This is a genomic window from Acetatifactor aquisgranensis, assembly GCF_943193215.1.
Lineage (GTDB): Bacteria > Bacillota > Clostridia > Lachnospirales > Lachnospiraceae > Acetatifactor > Acetatifactor aquisgranensis.
Genome location: NZ_CALPDH010000054.1, coordinates 1 through 21,627, shown reverse-complemented (window position 1 = coordinate 21,627; position 21,627 = coordinate 1). Strand labels below are relative to the sequence as shown.

The following is a 21,627-nucleotide window of genomic DNA, read 5'->3' as shown; positions in this document are numbered from 1 at the left end:
ACCTTGCATTTATTTTATCATAAAATGCTGTAAAAGTCAGTGAAATCAATGGATTTTCACTTAATCAGCAGACACTAATTATCTGACCCCTCAGAATTTCGGAGCAGATATTTCACAATCAGTTATGGGCACACAGATGGCTATGTCTTACATCGGGATCATGGTTGCACCTGCCATCTGCGGTGTTCTGGGGCAGTTTATCAATATGGGGATATTCCCTGTTTATCTTCTTGCTTTTTATGTAATAATGATTGCTGCAACCAAAAGAGTGAAAATCGTATTAAGCACACCGCAACTAATACTGTATTATCTTATCAGGCTAATTCTTTTAATCCGAAATAGTATTTTCTGGTTATCAGAATATTTTGATTATCAAAGACTTGAATGAAAAGCCGTATAGATTGGGCAAAATTCGTGCAAAAAGTTCCGATAATATTTCCACCACCTTGACTATCCTTTAATGGCAAAAATAGAGCATATAGATTTCAGCTCCTATATGCTCTAACGCTGTTACCATATTTGATTTTGGTTGATATGATTGATTACGCTAACTGCATAACCTCGGCTTCAATTTCTTTTAATTCATCAAGTGACAATAACGGAACGCAATCCGCAATTTCATCAAGTGTCATTTTACCTTTTTTTATCAATTTTTTTGCTGTTTCCTTTGCGTTTTCCTGTGCCGCTTCATATCGCTCACTTCTTATAAACGACTTCATAATCTGTTCATCATCAAACAAGCTCATCATAATCGTCACAACCTCCTTTTCCCTTTCAAGCAAATATTCCTTTAAGACATTCCTGTCCTTGCATATGCGGATTGTTTCTGTAACTGCCTTTTGTGTCATTCCGTGCTGTTTTGTCTGTTCGTTAAAAACTTTGCAGAAAATAATGTACTGATTGATAATGTCGTCTGTATCGCTTTCATAGATAATCTTTGCTTTTACCTCAATGTCTATATCTGCACCCTCAAAAAATTCTTTAGACAGAGATACTTTATCGGGTTTCCTCCCTTTGTTTCCCGTAAAAATAACATAAAGTTCAGGCTTTGGCATTTTTACTTTCTTGCTTTTGTAATAGTCTTGGCTGGTACGCTGAAAATATTCGTGATAACTCTGCGCAAGATACAGCAAAATTCTTACTAAAATATTCACTGTCCATGTTGACTGCGCTTCCACAAGTATCATCAACTTATTATTGACAATAAAACCTAAATCGTTATACAGATTATCAGTTAGCACATTTGTGATTGTTACATCTGTTAGTGAGTCCTCTGTCGCTGTGGTGTCCTCCGGGTGGAGCGTTTTATATAGCTTTAGCAGATAACTCTTGTTTTGAAAAAGGTCAAAGAATACGCTGTTTTTTGCTGTACGCTTTGCCAAGACTTTCTCTATCTGTTTTATATCATCCGACACCTTATCACCTCGATTTCTAAAAATCTGTAACACAAGATACGATATATCCTGTTCCTGCCACACTTCAATTATACAAAAAAACGCCTGTCTTTACAATAAAATTCACATTAAATTTCTTCCTCCCTCCGTTCCTGACTTCCTTCAATGCTTCTGAGGCCATCTCCGCTATCTTTGTCTCAACAGCACCCTGAAGACTGGTACCTTCTCGCTGTAGATAACCCCATTCATGGAAATATGGCTGTAAATAATTTAAATATGTATTCAAAAATTGCCTTAAATCGTCTATATCGTTACTGCACTCATATTTTCCAATATATTGAAAGCTATAACGTAAGCTAACGCTTTTACATGCTATATATGCTGCCAAATATCCAAATGTAAGCACAAGAAACAACACAACAACAAGTTTCTCAAACATATTACCGTCTCCAAAAATACACAACACAACCCCCAGTAAAGCCGGAATTCCAAAAGATATTTCGGCAAACCGCATAGGCACTTTACCATCCAACAACTCTTTTGCCGATTGAAACGGTGTAGTTTTCCGAATATGATTATCCACAAACTCCTTAAAATCCTCTTTCTGATTTTCTTTCACCTTCACACCACACCTTGGACAGAAACTCACATCCTCAGATATTTGAGTACCACATTTTTCACAAAGCATTAGTTTCTCCTTTATTCAAAATACATTTTCTTTTTTAGAATACATTTTTTCTACAACAAATACACGCTTCCTTTTTCCTTGAAATTTTGACATGATGGAGAGGTGGCTCTGCACGAAAAAAGACAATCAAATTGACTGTCTTTCTTCCCGAAAACAGAAAAAGCAGCGAATTGTTTTCTTATACCAAAACAAATTCACTGCTTTACTGTTTGTGTTATTTAGTTACTATGATTATGCCAGCACAGGCTCTTTTTTTCGAATGACAGCCTCTACTTCTTCAATAGTCTTTTCCACACATTCTGCTATCTGCTCCAATGTATAGCCTTTCCTGTGCATATTTAAAATAATTTTTTCTTCTCTCTCTGCCCCGCCTTTTTCCTTAATTCCTTGTGACAAATTGCACATGGCGCTCACGTCCTCTCTTATTCTGTCATCTACTACAATACTATACTCTTTTTCAATGATTCCTATTTTTTCATCAACAGTCAACTCCATTGAAAGCAATGTACTCAACAGGCGGTGCAGCTCATACTTCTCATCATGCTCCGGAAGCTCATTTGATATACCTATCAGGACAATATTCAGCAGGTCAAGCCCGCCCTTCCACGGATAGGAACCAAGCAGATCGTCTTTCGCAAGATGCACATAAGCCATGCTGCTTTCGTCCATGCCCATACATACCCAAATGGAAAAGACACGCCTTATGTCATTATAATTTGTCTTGACAAAATCCCGTTCCTTCTGCGACGAGACAAGGCGGCTCACATAAAAGACTGCCCTGTTTAAGATATGGTAGCCTGACGGTTCATCTTTCTGTGCCTCCACGTTTAGGATAACCTGTGAGATACCGTCTTTCATACGCACATAAAAGATAATGTCAAACCTTACAAGCCCCTCGTTTATCTCCGCATTCTCCGTATTACGCAAAAGCCATTCCCAAAAGGTATATGACCTCAATGCCATTATACCCCGAAATCCCGGCTAAATCAATCAGATTTTTTGAAAGCCAGACCGGACACAGTTGGAATTTCATTAATTTTGTGATGATTGCAGCGTTTTCTCTCCTCCCTGACATATCCGACTCCGGCGCTTTTTCTTCCAGTCTGCGCTTTGGATTTAATAATCAATGATTTGATGATGATTTCCTTCCGTTCCGAGATGTAATCAACGAATACTATGCAAAGGCCATCAGCAAGAAAATCAAGTCCACATTTAAGGCAAAAGGCGAGGGCGGAAAGCCCGTTGCAAGCAGTCTGCCATACGGTTATCTAAAAGACAGCGAGGATAAAAACGAATGGGTGATTGATGAAGTGGCAGCGCCCATTGTCAGGCGGATATTCCGAATGACATTAGAGGGTTACGGTCCGTATCAGATTGCGGCACAGCTATCCAGTGAACATATCCCCGTACCTGCCTACCACCAAGCGCAGTTGGGCGTGGGATTGTGGCAGAACAGGGAAATTAAGAACCCTTATAAGTGGCAGAGTTCCACCATAGCACATTCCCCGCTATTCTTATTACTGCCATTTTTTACAGTTTACATCATGCAGGTTTTCAACCAGAGTTTACAAAGTTATTTTTTGTTGGAATCCTGTATGTTACAGTATTTTATTTTACACACAATATCTTCTCAATATTTCCATTTTTTGGGTGGTATGACAGTATCGGCAGGGAGCAGACCAAAACCGCCACAGAATTAGCTTATGCCGAGGTAATCGGCTGTAACAAAAAGAACCTTGAGAGGCACGGAAAGTTCCTCAAAAAAGATGGCTTGTATCAACGCCTGCTCACTGTCCGACAACAAAGGCAGGGCGGCTTTCAGCCTGTCCATCATCACCGCATGGACAACGGTTTTCGCAACGTCTACCGTTTCATCAACAATGAAATCAAGCACATCCCCCTCGCTGTCTGCAAATCCCTCCAATTACAGCAGGTTGTGGTTCGTGTAAACAGAGCCGACAAACTGTGATTTGATTTCACACGTTCATCGGCTCTGCATCTAAAGTGTCTGGCTCTGTGATGACTGTTATTTGTAAATTCGCTACATCAATCAAGGCTTCCTGCTTGCATTTCGGACAGTAAAGAGGATAGTTTTTTAAAACCGTATCTTCTCTGATTCTGTCACGGGTTTTGCCGCCGCAAACAGGACAGCGTATCCATTCAGTCCTTTTCATTATTACCTCCAATTCTGCTATTTTTTTCTGTTTTTCCACGCTTTATAAATTAAGTTTGCAATAGGAAGCAGAATGCAGATAATTACAAACCATTCTGGAAAATGTGGCATATCCTTTATCCCCCTTTCTCTAATGGATTTGCATAAGTACAGCTATCAATATACTGCCTATACCAATTAAAAATCCCGTAATTACTCGCTTTGCTGAATAGCTGTATATTCTCTCTGGTTGGTTTCGGTCATAACGAACGGTTATCGGTGTTCCTATCTTGGATGTTAAAGGAACTTGTATGCGATTTTTAGATACAATGCTTCTGTCATTAACCCGATAGGAAATCTCTGCCAATTTTGCATTACGCCACTTTTCATTCGTCGGATTTGTTGATTTTATGGAAACAATCGTTCCATTCGTTTTCGTTGTCTTTCCATGTTTTATTGCAAAAAGAATACAGTTGAATAAAGCAAAGGAAAACGATACACCCGCTATTATATACAGGACTATTACATCACGTTCCATATGAAAACCTCCTATGTCAAATCACTTTTTTCAAAAAATCGAATTGACAGAATGGCTGATATTGAAAAGGTAACAAGACTGATGATAACGCTTAAAATTGCTATCGTTGTTGTAGAGATACTGTCTAAAAAGCTAAATCTTACTGCATTTTCTGGTTTAAACAGAAAGGCAAATAAAACAGGGGATGCCATAATAATTATGACAAATACAAATTTTGTCTTTTCGTATCCCAACTTATACAACGCAGGAAAATAAAAAGATAATGGTATCGTGATTACTAAAAAAGCGATAGCCGCCATTCTTATATCAAATGTTCCTAATTTCGGGAAAATGATTGTGTCAATCCCAAAGACCAAACAGCAGACCGCATAAATAATCAGACAAAAACAGTATTTTGAAAGCACAATTATTTTTCGGGGATAAGGCAATGCACAAAGCAGGGTAGTTGCCTTTGGATACTGATATTCTTTTAAAGAAACATACTGGGTCAACATGAAAATGCTAAAAATAACAGTGAGTGTAAATCCCATTGCCCCCGCCGCTTCCGGCATCCGCCATAGCATAATGGGCGGAATCAGAAATGACACGATAAGCATGATGCCTACATATTTCTTTACAATCAGAAATTCTTTTTTCACTAAGCTAATTAACATCTTTTTTTCTCCTTTCCACATTCGCAAGCATGATGTTCTCGATTGTGGGTCTTTCTGTAAGAACATCCTGCATATGCACCATAACATCAGCACCCTGTTTTGTAATTCCTGTAAAGCTGTAAGCACTTTCCTCAATGTTCAAGAAATATTTCCTTGTATCCGTATTCAGTTTTTCAGTGCTGCCCTTTATGATTCGGTAGCTGTCAAGCAACTGGTCCTTTTCCTCTTGAAAAACAATCTCACCGCCATCAATCATAATCAGCATATCTGCAATTTTGTCCAAATCGGAAGTAATATGTGTAGAGAAAAATACGCCTTTTCCACCTTTGCCCATATAATCCTTTAATATATTTAAAAGCTGGCTTCGGACTAACGGGTCAAGACCGCTTGTTGGCTCGTCCATGATAAGCAGTTCCGCTTTATGGGAAAGTGCCAGAGCTAAAGCGTATTTCATCCGCATTCCTTTTGACAGGGTATTGATTTTCTGTTTCAGATTCAATGAAAACTGTTCCATGTAATCTATAAAGTCCTGTTCGCACCAATTCTTGTAAGCTGGGGCAATTACATTTTTCATTTCTGAGAGTGTTAATTCATCATAAAAGCATCCTTCATCAAGCACAATGCCAATGCGGTCTTTTATTTTACTTTCATTCCCATCCATGTCCATGCCAAAAAACTTTATATTTCCAGACACCTTGTTTGTAAGCCCTAAGATGCTTCGGAGAGTAGTAGTTTTTCCCGCTCCGTTGATTCCGACAAATCCCGTGATACAGCCGTCTGGCAAATAAAAGGAGATGTCTTTTAAGGCAAAATCACCATACCTTTTATTTAATCCACATACTTCTAAAATGTTATCCATTCAGTTTTCCTCCTCGTATAAAATGTCCATCATGGCATTTAATTCCTCTTTACTAATGCCCAAAGATTTCGCTGTCTGAATCATATCGAGCATTTTTTTCTCCACAAGCCGCCGCTTGGAATCCCGCAGTAATTCAATGTTGCTTGTAGAAACAAAAGTGCCAATACCGACCTGGCTTGTTACAAATCCCTCTTGTTCCAATTCATCATAGACTCTCCGTATTGTTAAGACGCTGACCTTTAAATCATTTGCAAAGGCACGAATAGACGGAAGTGCATCGCCCTCTACTAATTCTCCTTTTAAGATTGCATCTTTTATCTGGTCTTTGATTTGTTGGTAAAGGGGGGCTTCCGATATGTTCGATATTACAATCTTCAAATATCCTGCCTCCTTTAGTGTGATGTTGATATATACACATTATATACATATAGCACTTGCATGTCAATATCCTTTCTCTTTTTTCTAAAAAATAACTATATGACGCCCGAAAAAAGCAGCAGAGATTTCTCTCTGTCGGCTGTTCTTCTTCAGTAAATACAGTTAAGCACAGTAATAAGTAATCGCCTTGCCTTTCGTATTTGCCGCCCTTTTCCTCAAATCATGATTTTGCCATTTTCTGTTTCCTCCAAATAAGATATTCACTCCACTTTGTTGTGTCTGCTGTCTTAAACACAATTTTGAGTTTTCTCCTTATCTGGTTTCATACTTTGATGACAGTTATCTGTAAATCCCTTGCATTGATTAAAGTTTCCTGTTTACACTTCGGACAGTAGATAGGGTAGTTTATCAAAATAGTATCCTCTCTAAGCCTGTCACGAGTTTTACTGCCGCAGTTTTGGCAGCATATCCAATGTATTTGCTTCATTCTGTTCCTTTCATTCCTTTTTAGTTTTTCTTCAAAAACATCGAAAAGGTGCTTCCGTTTTCATCAGATGAGACTTTCATATATCCATTCTGTTTATTGATAATTTCACGGGTAAGGTATAAGCCGATTCCCACCCCGTCAGTACCCACGGATTGTTTTCCTCTGTAAAACCGCCCAAAAATCTTAGCCTGTTCTTCTTCCGGGATGCCAACACCGCTGTCGCTTATATCAAGCCGCAGAAAGGACGGGTACTCTGTTATCTGTAAGCGGACAAAACCTCCTTGCGGCGTATATTTCACGGCATTATCAATGACATTTGATATGGCTTCTGCCGTCCAGTTAAAATCTAAAACCGCTTCAAAGGCCTGGTCACATTCAAAGGTTATCAAAATGCCTTTTTCCTTTGCTTTTGCATATACCGTTTTTACAGCTTGGAGTACAATCTCGTTCAAGCTGTTCTTTTCGGGCTTTAAGCTGATGATGCCGCTTTCCAGACGGGACATTTTAATCAGGCTGTTTGTCAAAAAGGTCAGTTTTCCAAGTGACATCTGCAAAGTGGTAATGTATTCTGTTCTTTCTTCCGCAGACAGTTCCCCATCGCTAAGCAGCTCGGCAAATGTATTTGCTGCCGCAATAGGTGTTTTTATCTGATGTGAAATATCAGAAATCAGCGTTTTTATCTGTTCTTTTTCCTGTGCTAACATTTGATTTTGGGCTGTCAAAATGTTGCGGAGTTTTAAAAGCTGATGCTGCAAACGGGCTGTCAGCGTATCTTCTGCTTCTGAAAAGATTTGCCGTTCCTGCTGTTCAACCAAAGCTTCTATGAGCAGGGTAATCTGTTCTAATAAATCATCGTTGTAACGATTGTGGAGAAAATCAAGCAGGAGCAGTAAGGCAAATAAGATAAGCACGCCAGAAAATCCCCAAAGCATTGTAACAGGGCTGCTTCTTGCAAAAAACACCATAAGAACAGATAAAACCGATATGACAGCTCCTGTAATCAGAACCAGTTTTCTGTAAATATCAAAATGCTTCATTGTCATTCTCCAAAGGTATATCCCATGCCAAAAACAGTTACAATATATTCCTGCTTCTCATCGTTCAGCTTTTGGCGTAACCTTTTAATGTTGACACGGATTGTATTGTCATCCACAAAATTTCCGTCTATATCCCAAAGGCGTTCCAGAAGCATTGTTTTCGTAACTACTTTTCCTTTGTTTTGTATCAGATACAAAAGCAGTTTATATTCGGTAGCAGTCAGATGTATTTCCTCTCCGTTTAACAGAACAAGGCATTTATCCATATCTATCTCCAGACTCTTATATTTCATACGGGGGCTGTCGCCGCCTGTGCGTTTCAAGATAGCATGTACCTTTTTTCGCAAAACTTCAAGGGAAAACGGCTTGGAAATATAGTCATCACATCCTGCCCCGAATCCCTCCAACATATTTTCTTCGGTATCATTGGCTGTCAAAAACAGAATTGGTGTATCGGATGTTTCACGAATTTTTCTGCACAATTCCAAACCGCTGCCATCGGGCAAATTGATGTCAAGCAAAAACAGGTCAATTTTCAATTTTTGATATTGCGTTAAAGCGTCCACAAAACCATAAGCAGCAGTTATGGTATGACTGTCTTTTTTCAAGGCAATCGAAATTCCTTTCGATAAAATCTTGTCATCTTCAAGTAAAAAGATATTTGCCATAGCCTAAAACACACCACCTTTCCTCAATAAATTTTTGGTGGCAGGTACAGACGCAGCAGGTTTGCGTCTGCACCTGTTAATGCTTATTTATACTGCCTAACGATTTCACTTGCCGTAAAACCAGACTGCATAACGCTGACTGGTTCAATCGCATGATTACATTAGGCAGCATTCAGCGTTATGCAGTATAATTATCAAAACTGCGCATCCGTTCTATGACTGTTTCATTGGAAATCAGCTTATAAACAATTCCGGGAACGCTAAGGCATATCACAAAGATTGCCGCAATCAAGCGGATTACCAGTCCAATGGGATACTCAAATACGGCATAGTCTGCCAGATTCGGTACTGCGTCTGCCACAAGCATAAGGAACGCATTTCCAAAAGTCAAAATCAGCAGCGTGGAGATGAGGGCATAAATACCGCCCTCTACAGTCAATATTTTCCTAAGCTGTTTTTTCGTTGTGCCGATGCTTTCCATTATGGCAAATTCATTTTTTCTTGCAGCCACGCCTGTCACCATTACATTCACAAAGTTAATCAACCCAATTACGATGAGCAGGGCAGCCACGCCGTTTCCTAACAATTTTTGAGCGTATAACATCTGGTTAAATTGTTCTACAGTATCAACTGTACTTTTGAAGTCCCACTCTGCTGTAGTTAGGGTTCGGTTGATTCCCTGCAATTCGCTGTCTACCCGCTCTAAGTCGTTTATGTCCTCAATATCCACACCAATACCGGAAATAAGAGCCTCCCCGGTCAGGCGTTCCATACCCGCTTCACTGACATAGATGATGTCTGGTACGATTTCTACCATTTTGTGATGACCTATAGTAGTGGAAAGCCTATTGGTATCATCCATAAAATCAAATGCTCCACCGACAAGAAAATCAGTTGCCTTTCCGTCTGCACTTTTGGCAGTCAGTGTCAGCGTTTTTCCTACCAAGGCGGCATTGGGGGAATTATAGTCGCTGTCCCAACCTGTAATCACGATTTCGCCGCGCCAAAAGGCTTCAAGGTCAATGGTTGTTTCAGGATGGTTTTCATTATATTCTTCTAAAATCCTTTCATCCATAAGGGTCGTGATGTAGCAACCGTATTCGCCTGCATTCGCATACGCCCTTAATCCTGCAAGCATTTGTTCATAAGACTGCCTGTTGGCTTTATAGCTGCTGTCCTCATACTTGATCTTCATAAAATCTCCAAAATCTGATTCGTCAAAATCAATGCCCGCCCAGACTGTCTTTTGAATCTCCACATTTTTAATACCCTCGATTTGTTCAATCTGTTCTATAAAATGCTCGTCAAACTGCGGTACTTCTTTTTGGAGCTGTTCATACTGTCTGACTTGAATATCAGCGTATTCAAAATTGTAATCCATATACTGTTTCACATAGTTTTCTGCTTTATAGCTTCCAGCTATGCCATTCACTCCTAAAATCATTGTAATTCCCATAAATAAGGACATAAACACAAGGATTGCCCGTTTCCTGTCACGGAAAACATTATGAAACGCCATGATATATAGTTTGCCGCCGTTTTTGGAATTTCTGTTTTTTGTCTTTTGAGGCGCAAAGTTCTGATACTTCAAGGCTTCTATGGGCGAGGTCTTTGCCGCAGCTTTCGCAGGTGCGTTGCAGGCAATCCAGACTGTGAATGCTGAAAAGAGGATAGACAAAATATAGATTGACGGATGGAAAAATACCACGGCTTCCATCGCCGACTTACCTTGATGAAACCCCTTTTCCAGAAAAAGCGGAACGAATCCAAAGGAAACGGTTGTTGCCAATAAAATACCAATCGGTATGCCGATACAGGCAAATTTTACTGCCTGTCTTTTAACCAGCGATTTAATTTGTGTCTGCGTTGTGCCAAGCGTTTTCATCAAGCCGTAAAAACGGGTATCTTTGGAAATCGATACATATAGGACATTGTAAATCAACAGATAACCGCTGCCAATGATAAACATTACCAAAAAGATGACCATTGCGACGACTGAGCCGCTTGAGGATTTCATCAAAACCGCACCATCCCAAAATTGGTTTTCGTTCAGCTTCACATCTCTTTGGAGACGGAGGAAATCATCGGGCATTTTCTTTAACGACAAGGAGAGCACACCGTCCTCCACCATTGTGCAGCCTGCATTTTTACAATAGCTCTCCGATACAAAACCCATTCCCGTATCGGTATAGGAATGGAACCAGCCGCTTAAAGTAAAAATTCTTTCCTGCCTGCCATTCCTGTCAGAATAGGACAGAGGGATTTCCATATACAGCTCTGGGGCTTTGATGCCGAGCTGTGAGAGGGCGTCCTCAGACAGCATAATCTCATTTTCATTTGCAGGGTATTTTCCAACGAAACCGCTGATTGCTTTCTGATAATGTTTTTCCCATTCGGTGGTATCATAATATTGAAGCACTATGGAAAATTCACGTCCCTCGGCGTTCTTCCTGGAAATCGAGCCTGCCATATATCGCACACCAACAGTTTTCACATAATCCAGTGATGTAATTTGCTGCTCTTGTTCTGCTGTCGGCATAGCAAGAGAAACATCAGCGGCTGTACCCAAAGTACGCATCTGCATTAGATTCATATTTTCTATATAGTTAATAGCTAAGCTGAAAACCGTGGTAATCATAAAGGTGGTAAGGATGATTGCGGACATTGCAAACAGATTGCGGGTACTGTTTGCTTTCATCATTCCTTTCTCTACCCGTTTCATTGCATTTTTGTTTCGGTTATCGTGCATATCTGATACCTCCCGAAATAACTTTGCCATCCTCTATACGAATTGTACGGTCTGCCATCTGGGCGATTTCTTCATTGTGCGTAATCATAATTGTAGTTTGGCGGAATTGTCTGCTAATGGACTGCATCAGCAGAATGACATCCATGCTTGTCTTGGAATCCAGATTGCCCGTTGGCTCATCGGCAAGGATTATGGCAGGCTTGGTAGCTAATGCACGGGCAATCGCTACTCTTTGCTGCTGACCGCCAGAAAGATTATTCGGCATATTCTCAAGTTTCTTTTCAAGCCTCAGTGTATGGATAATCTGCTTTACAAATTCTGTATCTGTTTTGCCGCCATCTATCTCGATGGGATAGATGATATTTTCATATACATTAAGAACGGGAAGTAAATTGTAGTTCTGAAAGACAAAGCCAATATTCCTGCGGCGAAAAATTGTCAGTTCCTCGTCTTTCATTTTCAAAAGATCTTTTCCCCGGATAGTAATGCTTCCAGAGGTGGGGCGGTCTAATCCGCCAATCATATTCAGCAGAGTAGACTTGCCGCTGCCCGATGTACCGATAACGGCAACAAATTCTCCCTCATCGACAGTAACAGACACTCCGTCAAGGGCGTGGACTTCACTCTCACCGCTGCCATATATTTTTCGTAAATCTTTTGTTTCAAGTATTGCCATAGATATGCCCTCCAATGTTTTTGTAATTTTAGTATAGCGAACACTTCTTACAATCTCATTACAATTCACACTAATTCAACCATTTCTCCCACAATTCTTCAAATAATACCATACTATCCGTAAAGGTTAACAGCCACCTTTTTGCATTTTGCCCATTCTTCCTCTGTGATATAAATCTGTTTCACACCTGTAAACACCGAACAAAGTGATATTTACAGCGGAATTGTTCTGTAAATTGGGATTTTTATTTAAGAATTGTTATTTCCCCGCCCCATCCGGCAGACTGCCGATGAAACGGTAATGAATTTCGATAGACTGGACTTTCTCACCGCCAACCTTGCGGACATCGCCCACATAGATTTTGGTAATCAGTTCCCTTATGATGCCTGCTGTCAGTTCCTGCAGGTCACTATACTTGCGGATCAGCGCAACCCACTTTTCAGCGTTCTGTGCTGTTTCCCTCTGTTCGCTGCTTTCTTCCTCGAACAGCGCAAGCTGTGCTTTCAGTTCCCCTTGTTCCTTCCGGTACTTTGGCAGGAGTAAGTCAATCTCGTCCGCCCCAGCCTTGCCTAAAGCGTAATCCTCATAGAGTTTGGCAATGACTTTCTCGACCTCCCCCAGACGCTTTTCAAGGGAAAACTTTTTCTCAATAACTGTGCCAGCGTCAGTCTTGTTCCTGTTTTCATGTTCCATAACTTTGTCAAGGACTGCCTTCTCGTCCTTCAGCGCCAGCTTTGCCCACTCCCGTATGTCCTTTAAGACCGCATCATGCAAATCCTGTTCGTAGATACGGTGCGGCGTGCATCCCTGCCTGCCAATCTTTCGGTATTCCACGCAGGAGCCTACATAAATCTTCTCCGCCCTCTCCGGCACAAAGGATATGCGCCGGTTGCAGGTATCGCAGAATACCATTCCCGAAAAGATGCTCGCTTTCCCTGTCCGCTTGCGTGACCTTGTGGGATTGGCGAAACTTTCCTGCACTCTCTCCCACAGCTCCCTCTCCACAATCGGCTCAAACACGTCCTCGACAACCACCCATTCCTCCCTCGGTCTTACAAAGGATTTGCCGACTTTGAAGATGTGTGTCTGCCTCTGCGCCACAAGGTTCCCGATATAGACCTCATGCTGGAGAATGGAACGCACCGTTGTGTCAAACCAGCGGTAGTTTGCCGCATTCCCCTCGCCCTTGCAGCCCTGCCATGCCCTCTCGCCCCGTAGATGTTGGATAGTGCGGAGGGGTGACAAACAAATACAAATAAAAAAGGGACTTCCTCAATCCTCAAAAGGCTATGACACTAACGGTTATAGTCTTTTTTCATGCGGTAATTACCGTATGAAATGAACTCCTATTCCCACAAGCGGAGAAATGCCAAACAACAGTATTCCGCAATCCAATCTCCCGACAATTAACGAAAGAAAACCATATATCAGTACTGAAACCAATCAATCATATCAATCAATCTATATCACAGGAGGGCAAAGACCATGAACAAAAAGCAGGAACAGCAGATTTTAGATTATTACAGCACCACCGACAAATATATCCGTAGCAGGACACACTCCAATGCGCATCAGACTGTATTCACCAAAGAAAGCGACAGATACCAGTGGCTTGTGCTGGAGCAGAAAAGTCAGTGCGAAGTTGAGGCAAGGCAGACCGACAGTCATGGAACAATCACAGCAAGGGATAATTACGAACTGACAAGAAATATCCCTAAGTGCGTGGGCGTGGAGCGTTTATGTGAGGGCGCAAATTTTCAGATACCTTTTAACGCTGATGAAGTCAATCTGATTTATCAGTTTGGGGAACAGAGCAAAGCGGAAACGTGTGCCAGTCTGTCCGCTATTCTTCTGCAGATAAAGGACAGCGACACAAAGCAGATAGTAAGCGGCACATTGAAGAAATTAAATGCCTTGTCCGAAGAAACGTGTGCGGAACTGACCGCCACCACCAAAAGATGGAAACTGACCGAGCGTGACAACTCCATAAAGACAGGGTTAGCCAAAGCAAAGGAACAGGCGAAACAGCCGACAGTTGCCGAGGGAAAACTGCACAGAACCCACAGCAAAGGAAAGGGGGATATGGCGCTATGAAACTTTCACGATACGAGCAGGAAACGATTGTCAATTATAACGCAGGAGAACAGACCGCCACCCTCTACACAAGAGATAAAGCAGTCATGCGGAAACTTGACACACTTGTTGCCGATTATCCAGACACATACAAGCTGACAGGGCAGGACGAGGTATCTAAGACCTATTCCTTTCCGAAGTCACACGTCAGTTACCGAAAGCCGAGGACAGTCAGCACCGAGCAGAGGGAACGGGCAAGGCAGATGATGATTGCTAGTAATAGGGCAAAGAAAGATTAAGGAAAATTTATTGGTATTGTGTATGTGTTTGTGGTAAAATTGTGACGTTGAGCAACTCGATAATCGGGATTTATGATAAGGAAAGGGATAATTGTAAAATGAATGCAGATAATGAATTACTAATAAATTTGGATAAGTTGCACACAACGGAATTAGGCGTAGAGCGCATTAAAAGAAATCTATCTTTAGATACAGATGATGTGGTTGACTGGTGTAAAAGTAAAATCAATTCCGATAATGCTGTCATTACCCGAAATGGAAAAAACTGGTATGTAAATGTAGACAATTATATTTTAACGGTAAATGCATATAGTTACACGATTATAACGGCACATAAGGAAAAGAAATGAAATATACAATTCGTGAATTAGAAACATTTTCAGTTATTGGGCAGGAAGTAGAACTCACCAATTATCAAAAAAGAAACATTCAAATCAGTACACAATTTTGGCGAAAGTTTAACAGTAATTTGAAGAAATCGTATCTTTCACAATCGGGAAACTGGATAAAATATGCCTTTATGGAAAGAAGAAATGAGAAACTATTTTATTTCTGTTCTATTCCAAAAAGGAATGTCGTTCCAAATAATTTTGTCTATAAAGAAATACAACGTTACAAATATCTTGTTGTAGAGCATATAGGTTCTGTGGACAAAATATATGAAACCTACGGAATGATTTATCAAGAAATATTACCCCAAATGGAATATATACCTTTACAAGAAAACTTTTTACACTTTGAAAAATACGATTATCGCTTTCATTGGAATAAGGAAAATTCTATTATTGAAATATGGCTACCAATTAAGGGGTAGTTAAATTCTTATTTGTCAGGAAAAATCAAAACAGAAAAATGATGTAAAAACTGAATATTGTTTACCTTTAGGTAGCGATTATCTTAACAGACAATCCGCTACCTTTTTTATTTTCAGCAACCACCAACACAGCACAGAAAGAATGAGGTATCAGAAATGATTGAGAGCAAGAATGACACAAGCAAAAACTTAGAAAAGGCATTGCAGGCATTGAAACAAGCGCAGCAGCGTGTAGCCAACGAAAAGAAAAAACAGAACGAGAAGAAACGCAAAGCCGAGAACCACCACAAGTACATCATGGGCGGTATTATCGTGAAGTATTTCCCCGACTGCTACCGCTATGACGAGGGCGAGTTAAACCGTATCTTGTCGGTTGCCTTGCAGACAAAGGAATGTCAGCAGGTTATATTTAAAATCAAGTCGGAAAGCCGAGAAACCACTCCCCCACAATCCGCTCTCCCCAATGCCGAAAATGAAAGCGAGGGCGGTACGGAATGACGAGGGCAACGGAACTGAAAAGCCGAGGTAACGTATTCACCCCGTTTACGGGGTGCGCACAGATATACCACCAGAGGTGGTATGTGCGCTCTCCGAGGGGCAAGTTTCACTTGCATGGACTCCTGCGGAGGGCGTTGTCTGTCTTGCGACAGCCAAAAGGGGAAACGACAATTCCCCTTCGCAAGCTGCGCTTGCTACCCTTTAGTGAACTTTGCGTTCAGACAAAAGCCAAAGTACGGCTTTTATCTGCCCACAAAGTCTATCCATGCGCCCCACTACCCTATCGGCAAAATGTAGGTGTTGTGTATGGGTAATGTCACGAAACAGGCAAGCACACGTTTTTCCATAGTCAGGCGGAGCAAGGGGCAGTCGGCAGTTGAGAAAGCGTCCTATATCAGCAGGAGTGTTCTTATGAGTGAGTATGACGGGCAGACCTACCGACCCAAATACCATGAAGATTTAGTCCACAGTGAAATTTCACTCCCACCTAATGCACCCAAAAAATATGCAGACCGAGCCACCTTATGGAACGCTGTTGAACTGTCAGAGAAAGGTCAGAAATCACAGCTTGCAAGAATGCTGAAAGCGTCACTTCCCAACGATTGGAGTTATGAACTTGCGGAGGAAGTCGTGAGGGATTATGTGCAGAGGAATTTTGTTGACAAAGGAATGTGTGCGGATTGGGCAATCCATGACAGCGAGAACGACAAAGGACAGCGCAATCTCCATATCCATGTTTTACTCACTATGCGCCCCCTTACTGAAAACGGGGAATGGGGAGCAAAACAGAAGAAAGTCTATGACCTTGACGAGAACGGCGAAAAGATACCAGTGATTGACAAAAAGACAGGTCAGCAGAAAGTTGACAAGCGGAACAGGAAACAGTGGAAATGCCACACCGCCGACAGCACCGACTGGAACAGTAAGGAAAACGCTAAAATGTGGCGCAAGGATTTAGCCGACACAATCAATGCCACCAATGAGCAGTTAGGGATTGCGGTACATTGGGAACACCGTTCTTTTAAGGAACAGGGAATTGACCGAGAGCCAACTATCCATATCGGGGCAGTTGCCAATGCTTTAGAGCGCAAGGGCATACAGACCGAGAGGGGAAACATCAATCGGGAAATCATCAAGCGAAACATGATGTTGGAGCAGGCAAAGGCAATGCTTGAACTTGCCAAGCAGGAAGTACAAAGCATACAGTATACCAAGATTAGAAATGCGGTGGTCAGCGTGAAGAATGAAGTCCTTGAAATGATTGCAAAAGTGGCGAAACGGAAAGGCAGGCTTGACTTGCCGATTGTCAGCGGAAAGCACCTAAGAAAAATATCCGACCGAACCGCCTTGCAGTCAGCCGACAATGCGGAGAAGTTTATCACCACAAGGAAGATAGACAGCTTTGAGTGCCTTGCGAAATTTACAGAGGACAGGGAGCAGAAATATCAGCAGTTGGAAACGGTACATCTTTCCAAGGGGCAGAAACTAAACCGATTAAAGGAACTGTCAAAAATGTATGCCCTCTATGCGCCAATCCAAGCCACCTATAAGGAGAGCCAGTCACTAAAAGGACTTGCAAAAATGCGGTATGATAAGGAGCATAAGGAAAGCTTATCGAAGTATCCCGAATTAAAGGAGCGTATGCAGAGCCTTTTACAGAATGGCGAGAAGATAACGCCGAAACAGTGGAAAGCGGAGATACAGTCGTTGCAGTCTGAATATGACAGTATCGGCAAAGAGCAGACCAAGACCGCCACAGAATTAGCGTATGCCGAGGTAATCAGCTACAACAAAAAGAACCTTGAGAGGGAGCTTCAGAACGAGAGCCGACAGCATAATAAACAGCAAATCAAAGCTAAGCGGAGGGAGGAAGAAATTTAATGAGAATTTATAGAAATGCGAGTGTGATTGTGGTATTCTATTAGCAGTACAAATTGATTGCGAGGTTAATTTTATGTGTGAATTGATGTTGATTAGACCAACAAAAATATATGAAAAACAAGTTATGTCCTACAAAGAAGAAATGTTTCAGAACGGAGATAGCTTTGACGGTTGTGCAGGTCTTGAAGATGTTCATTCATTTGACGAATGGATAGATTTTGAAAAAAGACTAAGAAATAAATATGGTGCAGGATATGTTCCGTCAGAAGTATTTTTAGCAGTAAGGGAAAATGATAATTTTGTTGTTGGTATAATAGATTTTCGACATCCACTATCGGATTTTCTTAAAAGTTTTGGAGGTAATATTGGGTATAGTATTCGTCCGTCAGAAAGGCGAAAAGGTTATGCGTCTGAAATGCTCAAGTTGATTTTACCTATCTGTTATGAATTTGGAGAAAGTAAGGTTTTATTAACTTGTGATAAAGAAAATATAGCTTCGAGAAGAACGATAATTAAAAATGGCGGATTGTTAGAAAATGAAGTTGTCGATACAGTAGGATTAAGTAAAAGTGGCATTATTCAAAGGTACTGGATTTCGATATAGTGTTTTTCAACTTCAAAATTGTTATACAATCATTAACAGAATAATTACACAGCGTCAGAGCGTATAGAAAACAAATCTATGCGCTCTATTTTATTGTAAAGGAGCAGATTTATGGGCAAAGACAGCAACACACAACATAGAGCCACCCGACAGCACCCACCCACAAAAATAATCGTGGAAAGGCACTATGTAGGCACTGAAAAAATGGAAACGGTATTCAAACGGATAGCCGAGGAACAGATAACAAAAAAGGTTAAGGAGATAGCGGAAAACAACGCAAATTAGCACTGGAAACAGAAAAGGGAATATAGTATAATAGGAGTTAAGAGGAAGTCCCTTTTCATCAAGGAGGACGAAATGAAAAGGGCAAAACTGAATAACGACAAAATCACTGCTTTATATTGCAGGCTTTCCAAAGATGACGGCACGAACAACGAGAGCATGAGTATCAGCACACAGAAAACCATGCTGAAAGATTACGCAAAGCGCAACGGTTTTCTGAACTGCCAGTTCTACGTTGATGACGGTTACAGCGGTACAAACTACGACCGCCCCGCTTTCCGACAGCTTATCGAGGACATACAGGACGGGGAAGTGTCAACGCTCATCACAAAAGACCTGTCACGTTTGGGGAGGAATTATCTTGAAACAGGTACTTATATCGAGGTATTTTTCCCCAACCATAACGTGCGGTACATTGCAATCAATGACGGGGTGGACTCCATAGACAACGCACAAATGGATATTACACCATTCCGCAACATCATCAATGAAATGTACGCAAAGGACACGTCAAGGAAAATCAAGAGCGCACTCCACGCAAGGAGAATGCAGGGCAAGTATATGGCTACCACTGCCCCGTTCGGTTATCAGAAAGACGAGAAAGACCATAACCACCTTGTCATTGATGAAGTGACCGCCCCCGTTGTGGAACTGATTTTCTCAATCGCCGAGGAGGGCGTGGGGCTTCACACTATCTGTAACCGCTTGCGTAAGGCAAAAGTCATCAAGCCGAGTTTCTACAAAAAGGAACTGTTTGAGCGTTTTATGGACGAGGAAAAAATGTATGACTGGGATACTGCCTATGTCAGTCAGATATTGCACAATCCCGTCTATGCAGGAAACCTTACTGTTGCGGACAAACCAACCAAGACCATGCGTTCCAAGAAAAGACAGTATATCCCGTTTGCAGAGCGTGAAGTCATTTATGGCACACATGAGCCAATCATTGAACAGAACCGCTGGAACAATGTGCAGAAGATTTTACAGAGCCGACCGCCCGTTATCGGGGAAAGTTCAAGCGGATATGACAACATCTTCCGAGGGGTTATCAAGTGCGCCGATTGTGGGAGTGCCATGCTTGCCAAAGTCGAGCAGAAAAGAAAGCGGAACAATGTATTAGACAAGACTTTCTACTGCTGTACCAAATACCGCAAGTTTGGGAAAGAGGGCTGTTCATCACACACCATTGAGGCGAGGACGGTTCACGAAGTTGTGCTTGCGGACATTCAGAAACACGCAGGACAGGCATTGACCGACAGGAAAGCTATGGTAACGGATATTGCGGAGCGTCTTAATCTCCAAATGTCAGCGGACAGGGAACAGCAGAAAAAGGAACTAAGGCAATGTAAACAGCGTGTGTCGGAGATTGAAAACCTGTATGCCAAACTGTACGAGGACTTGACAAGGGAACTGCTGACCGAAAAGCGTTTCCAAATGTTGTCGGCACGATTTGACAGCGAGCAGGAAGAACTGACCGCCAAGATAAAGGAACTTGAAAAAAGTGCCATAGCGGACAGGGAGCAGTTATCTTCCATTGAGCAGTTTGCGGAGCAGATAAGCGGTTATGCAGGAATAACAGAACTCAATTTTAAGATAATCAATCAACTTATAGAAAAAATTCTTGTTTCTGAACCCGTAGAAGTTGACGGGCAGAAAATTCAACGACTTACTATCCATTACAAATTCATAGGGGCACTGGAAACCCTTGAATAATGGATATTTTCTAAGTCACCTATTCCAACTATCCAACACATGGTGCCAGTATGCCGGAATCGGTATCTTTTCCGCCCTCAGATAGTTGGCGATTGCTGCCGGCCCCCGGCCCGATGCGGACAGTTCGTACATCTTGATGATAATCGACGCTGTTTCCTCGTCACGCAGCAGCATATGGCTGTCGGCAGGCGATTTCCTGTAGCCGAACGGCGGCACTGTGCTGTGGTAGATGCTCGCCCTTGCCTTTGTAGTAAGGGTGCTGCGGATTTTCTTGGATATGTCACGGGCGTAAAAATCATTGAACAAGTTCTTGAATGGAGCCATTTCGTTATATCCAGTGCTTGTGTCGATACCGTCGCTGATCGCTATGTAGCGTACCCTCTTGCTGGGGAAATACATATCGGTGTAATACCCTGTCTGCAAATAGTCACGCCCCAGGCGTGAGAGGTCCTTTACTATGACTGTGCCGATGTCGCCGTTTTCAATCCGGCTTAACATCTGCTTCCATCCCGGTCTTTCAAAACTGCCGCCGGAAAATCCGTCATCCGTAAAATGCACCGTGTTCGTGTACCTGTTATTTTTTGCATAATCCTCCAGCATCTTTTTCTGAGATGTATTGTATAAAGGGTGGTTTCACTATCCAAATACACATTGGCTGACGGTTCATTTGTGGCAGAATGACACAGGCAGGAAAGGCGGTGATTGACCAGCAGGAAGGAACCGAAGCGGGAGCGTCCGGGGATGACCTGGGCGCTCCGTTCTCTTTATAGGCCCTCTGCTAGGGCGCACTTACCCACCACCTGCCAGGGCGCGATGGTGGTACTGCCTGACGGCAGCCGTGCGCCCTCCGGGGGCGGCTCCGCCGGGGTGTCCTCCCCTGCCGATATATACCAGCAGACGCTGACGGCGGCTTGTGCATCGGGCGGAGCTGCGCCGATGCACTGGGGGGCTTGGGGGCCGCCGGCCACCAACAAGCTGCGCCGGGTATATACCGGGGCATTGCTTGCTACTATTATACCGAATTCGGTATAAAAACGGTTATACCGAAACTTCTATTATACCGAAATCTCCATGGAAAGCTGATAAAGCATGGCTTCTTGCGGAGAGTTTCGGTATAACTTTTTACTGGATCTTATACAGTAGAAAACAAAAAATGCCGCCCCGACACAGGAATTCGGTATAAC

General features: G+C 42.0%; 26 protein-coding genes and 2 pseudogenes. 12 read left to right on the top strand and 16 right to left on the bottom strand.

What is annotated here, in order from left to right; genetic code table 11:
* Positions 1 to 542: 542 nt before the first annotated feature.
* The 3 genes from NFS35_RS26995 to NFS35_RS29550 form a co-directional block, all read right to left on the bottom strand.
* On the bottom strand, positions 543 to 1,448 hold the full coding sequence (locus tag NFS35_RS26995; protein WP_251210074.1) for a hypothetical protein: 906 nt from the start codon (positions 1,446 to 1,448) through the stop codon (positions 543 to 545).
* Between the two features lie 31 nt (positions 1,449 to 1,479).
* Positions 1,480 to 2,082 (bottom strand): zinc ribbon domain-containing protein, encoded by a 603-nt coding sequence (locus NFS35_RS26990; protein ID WP_251210073.1) that lies wholly within the window; start codon positions 2,080 to 2,082, stop codon positions 1,480 to 1,482.
* Positions 2,083 to 2,313: 231 nt separating this feature from the next.
* Positions 2,314 to 2,751, bottom strand: a complete 438-nt coding sequence (locus NFS35_RS29550; protein ID WP_330640495.1) for a hypothetical protein — start codon at positions 2,749 to 2,751, stop codon at positions 2,314 to 2,316.
* Between the two features lie 674 nt (positions 2,752 to 3,425).
* Between NFS35_RS29550 and NFS35_RS30115 the strand changes: the two are divergent.
* Both NFS35_RS30115 and NFS35_RS30110 read left to right on the top strand, forming a co-directional pair.
* Positions 3,426 to 3,521 (top strand): annotated as a pseudogene (locus tag NFS35_RS30115) (hypothetical protein); the annotation flags it as partial.
* Positions 3,522 to 3,559: 38 nt separating this feature from the next.
* Positions 3,560 to 4,051, top strand: coding sequence for a hypothetical protein (locus NFS35_RS30110; protein WP_456298465.1), 492 nt, complete (start codon positions 3,560 to 3,562; stop codon positions 4,049 to 4,051).
* 7 nt (positions 4,052 to 4,058) lie between these two features.
* Here NFS35_RS30110 and NFS35_RS26970 read toward each other — a convergent pair whose 3' ends face one another.
* The 12 genes and pseudogenes from NFS35_RS26970 to NFS35_RS26915 all read right to left on the bottom strand — a co-directional run bounded on the left by NFS35_RS26970 (position 4,059) and on the right by NFS35_RS26915 (position 13,524).
* The gene (locus NFS35_RS26970; protein WP_251210072.1) at positions 4,059 to 4,256 is read right to left on the bottom strand and encodes a cysteine-rich KTR domain-containing protein; all 198 of its coding nucleotides are present in this window, start codon (positions 4,254 to 4,256) and stop codon (positions 4,059 to 4,061) included.
* Positions 4,257 to 4,385: 129 nt separating this feature from the next.
* Entirely contained in the window at positions 4,386 to 4,772 is a 387-nt protein-coding gene (locus tag NFS35_RS26965) for a DUF3592 domain-containing protein (protein WP_251210071.1), read from the bottom strand.
* Between the two features lie 11 nt (positions 4,773 to 4,783).
* The gene (locus tag NFS35_RS26960; RefSeq protein ID WP_251210070.1) at positions 4,784 to 5,425 is read right to left on the bottom strand and encodes an ABC-2 transporter permease; all 642 of its coding nucleotides are present in this window, start codon (positions 5,423 to 5,425) and stop codon (positions 4,784 to 4,786) included.
* Positions 5,415 to 6,284, bottom strand: a complete 870-nt coding sequence (locus tag NFS35_RS26955) for an ABC transporter ATP-binding protein (RefSeq protein ID WP_251210069.1) — start codon at positions 6,282 to 6,284, stop codon at positions 5,415 to 5,417. The genes NFS35_RS26960 and NFS35_RS26955 overlap by 11 nt, the downstream gene beginning before the upstream one ends.
* Positions 6,285 to 6,662 carry a GntR family transcriptional regulator gene (locus NFS35_RS26950; protein ID WP_251210068.1) on the bottom strand — a complete coding sequence of 126 codons (378 nt, stop codon included), beginning with the start codon at positions 6,660 to 6,662 and terminating at the stop codon, positions 6,285 to 6,287. It abuts the gene before it with no gap.
* Positions 6,663 to 6,801: 139 nt separating this feature from the next.
* Positions 6,802 to 6,882: pseudogene (locus NFS35_RS26945) on the bottom strand (TnpV protein); the annotation flags it as partial.
* 102 nt (positions 6,883 to 6,984) lie between these two features.
* Positions 6,985 to 7,149, bottom strand: coding sequence for a cysteine-rich KTR domain-containing protein (locus tag NFS35_RS26940; RefSeq protein WP_251210067.1), 165 nt, complete (start codon positions 7,147 to 7,149; stop codon positions 6,985 to 6,987).
* 20 nt (positions 7,150 to 7,169) lie between these two features.
* Positions 7,170 to 8,186, bottom strand: a complete 1,017-nt coding sequence (locus NFS35_RS26935; RefSeq protein ID WP_251210066.1) for a sensor histidine kinase — start codon at positions 8,184 to 8,186, stop codon at positions 7,170 to 7,172.
* Positions 8,187 to 8,188: 2 nt separating this feature from the next.
* Positions 8,189 to 8,854: a response regulator transcription factor gene (locus tag NFS35_RS26930; RefSeq protein WP_251210065.1), complete on the bottom strand. Its 666-nt coding sequence runs from the start codon at positions 8,852 to 8,854 to the stop codon at positions 8,189 to 8,191.
* 178 nt (positions 8,855 to 9,032) lie between these two features.
* Positions 9,033 to 11,603, bottom strand: coding sequence for an ABC transporter permease (locus NFS35_RS26925; RefSeq protein WP_251210064.1), 2,571 nt, complete (start codon positions 11,601 to 11,603; stop codon positions 9,033 to 9,035).
* A complete protein-coding gene (locus tag NFS35_RS26920) occupies positions 11,593 to 12,279 on the bottom strand; it encodes an ABC transporter ATP-binding protein (RefSeq protein ID WP_251210063.1) in 687 nt (228 codons plus the stop codon). Before NFS35_RS26920 ends, NFS35_RS26925 begins: the two co-directional genes overlap by 11 nt.
* A gap of 258 nt (positions 12,280 to 12,537) precedes the next feature.
* A complete protein-coding gene (locus NFS35_RS26915; protein ID WP_275564742.1) occupies positions 12,538 to 13,524 on the bottom strand; it encodes a DUF4368 domain-containing protein in 987 nt (328 codons plus the stop codon).
* Positions 13,525 to 13,764: 240 nt separating this feature from the next.
* Between NFS35_RS26915 and NFS35_RS26910 the strand changes: the two genes are divergently transcribed.
* The 9 genes from NFS35_RS26910 to NFS35_RS26870 all read left to right on the top strand — a co-directional run bounded on the left by NFS35_RS26910 (position 13,765) and on the right by NFS35_RS26870 (position 20,443).
* A complete protein-coding gene (locus NFS35_RS26910) occupies positions 13,765 to 14,373 on the top strand; it encodes a transposon-transfer assisting family protein (protein ID WP_251210062.1) in 609 nt (202 codons plus the stop codon).
* Positions 14,370 to 14,651, top strand: coding sequence for a hypothetical protein (locus NFS35_RS26905; protein WP_251210061.1), 282 nt, complete (start codon positions 14,370 to 14,372; stop codon positions 14,649 to 14,651). The genes NFS35_RS26910 and NFS35_RS26905 overlap by 4 nt, the downstream gene beginning before the upstream one ends.
* A gap of 98 nt (positions 14,652 to 14,749) precedes the next feature.
* Complete coding sequence (locus tag NFS35_RS26900; protein WP_251210060.1) at positions 14,750 to 15,001, top strand: DUF3781 domain-containing protein; 252 nt, start codon at positions 14,750 to 14,752, stop codon at positions 14,999 to 15,001.
* Positions 14,998 to 15,465, top strand: coding sequence for a GyrI-like domain-containing protein (locus NFS35_RS26895; protein WP_251210059.1), 468 nt, complete (start codon positions 14,998 to 15,000; stop codon positions 15,463 to 15,465). The genes NFS35_RS26900 and NFS35_RS26895 overlap by 4 nt, the downstream gene beginning before the upstream one ends.
* A 156-nt stretch (positions 15,466 to 15,621) precedes the next feature.
* Positions 15,622 to 15,963 (top strand): hypothetical protein, encoded by a 342-nt coding sequence (locus NFS35_RS26890; RefSeq protein WP_251210058.1) that lies wholly within the window; start codon positions 15,622 to 15,624, stop codon positions 15,961 to 15,963.
* A gap of 306 nt (positions 15,964 to 16,269) precedes the next feature.
* Positions 16,270 to 17,844: a MobA/MobL family protein gene (locus NFS35_RS26885; protein WP_275564741.1), complete on the top strand. Its 1,575-nt coding sequence runs from the start codon at positions 16,270 to 16,272 to the stop codon at positions 17,842 to 17,844.
* Positions 17,845 to 17,917: 73 nt separating this feature from the next.
* Complete coding sequence (locus tag NFS35_RS26880; protein WP_251210056.1) at positions 17,918 to 18,448, top strand: GNAT family N-acetyltransferase; 531 nt, start codon at positions 17,918 to 17,920, stop codon at positions 18,446 to 18,448.
* 111 nt (positions 18,449 to 18,559) lie between these two features.
* On the top strand, positions 18,560 to 18,733 hold the full coding sequence (locus NFS35_RS26875) for a hypothetical protein (RefSeq protein WP_251210055.1): 174 nt from the start codon (positions 18,560 to 18,562) through the stop codon (positions 18,731 to 18,733).
* A gap of 72 nt (positions 18,734 to 18,805) precedes the next feature.
* Complete coding sequence (locus NFS35_RS26870; protein WP_251210054.1) at positions 18,806 to 20,443, top strand: recombinase family protein; 1,638 nt, start codon at positions 18,806 to 18,808, stop codon at positions 20,441 to 20,443.
* A 15-nt stretch (positions 20,444 to 20,458) separates the two neighbouring features.
* Here the strand turns inward: NFS35_RS26870 and NFS35_RS26865 are convergent, their stop codons facing one another.
* Positions 20,459 to 21,043, bottom strand: coding sequence for a recombinase family protein (locus NFS35_RS26865; protein WP_251210053.1), 585 nt, complete (start codon positions 21,041 to 21,043; stop codon positions 20,459 to 20,461).
* Between the two features lie 102 nt (positions 21,044 to 21,145).
* Between NFS35_RS26865 and NFS35_RS26860 the strand changes: the two genes are divergently transcribed.
* Entirely contained in the window at positions 21,146 to 21,475 is a 330-nt protein-coding gene (locus NFS35_RS26860; RefSeq protein WP_251210052.1) for a hypothetical protein, read from the top strand.
* Positions 21,476 to 21,627: the final 152 nt, after the last annotated feature.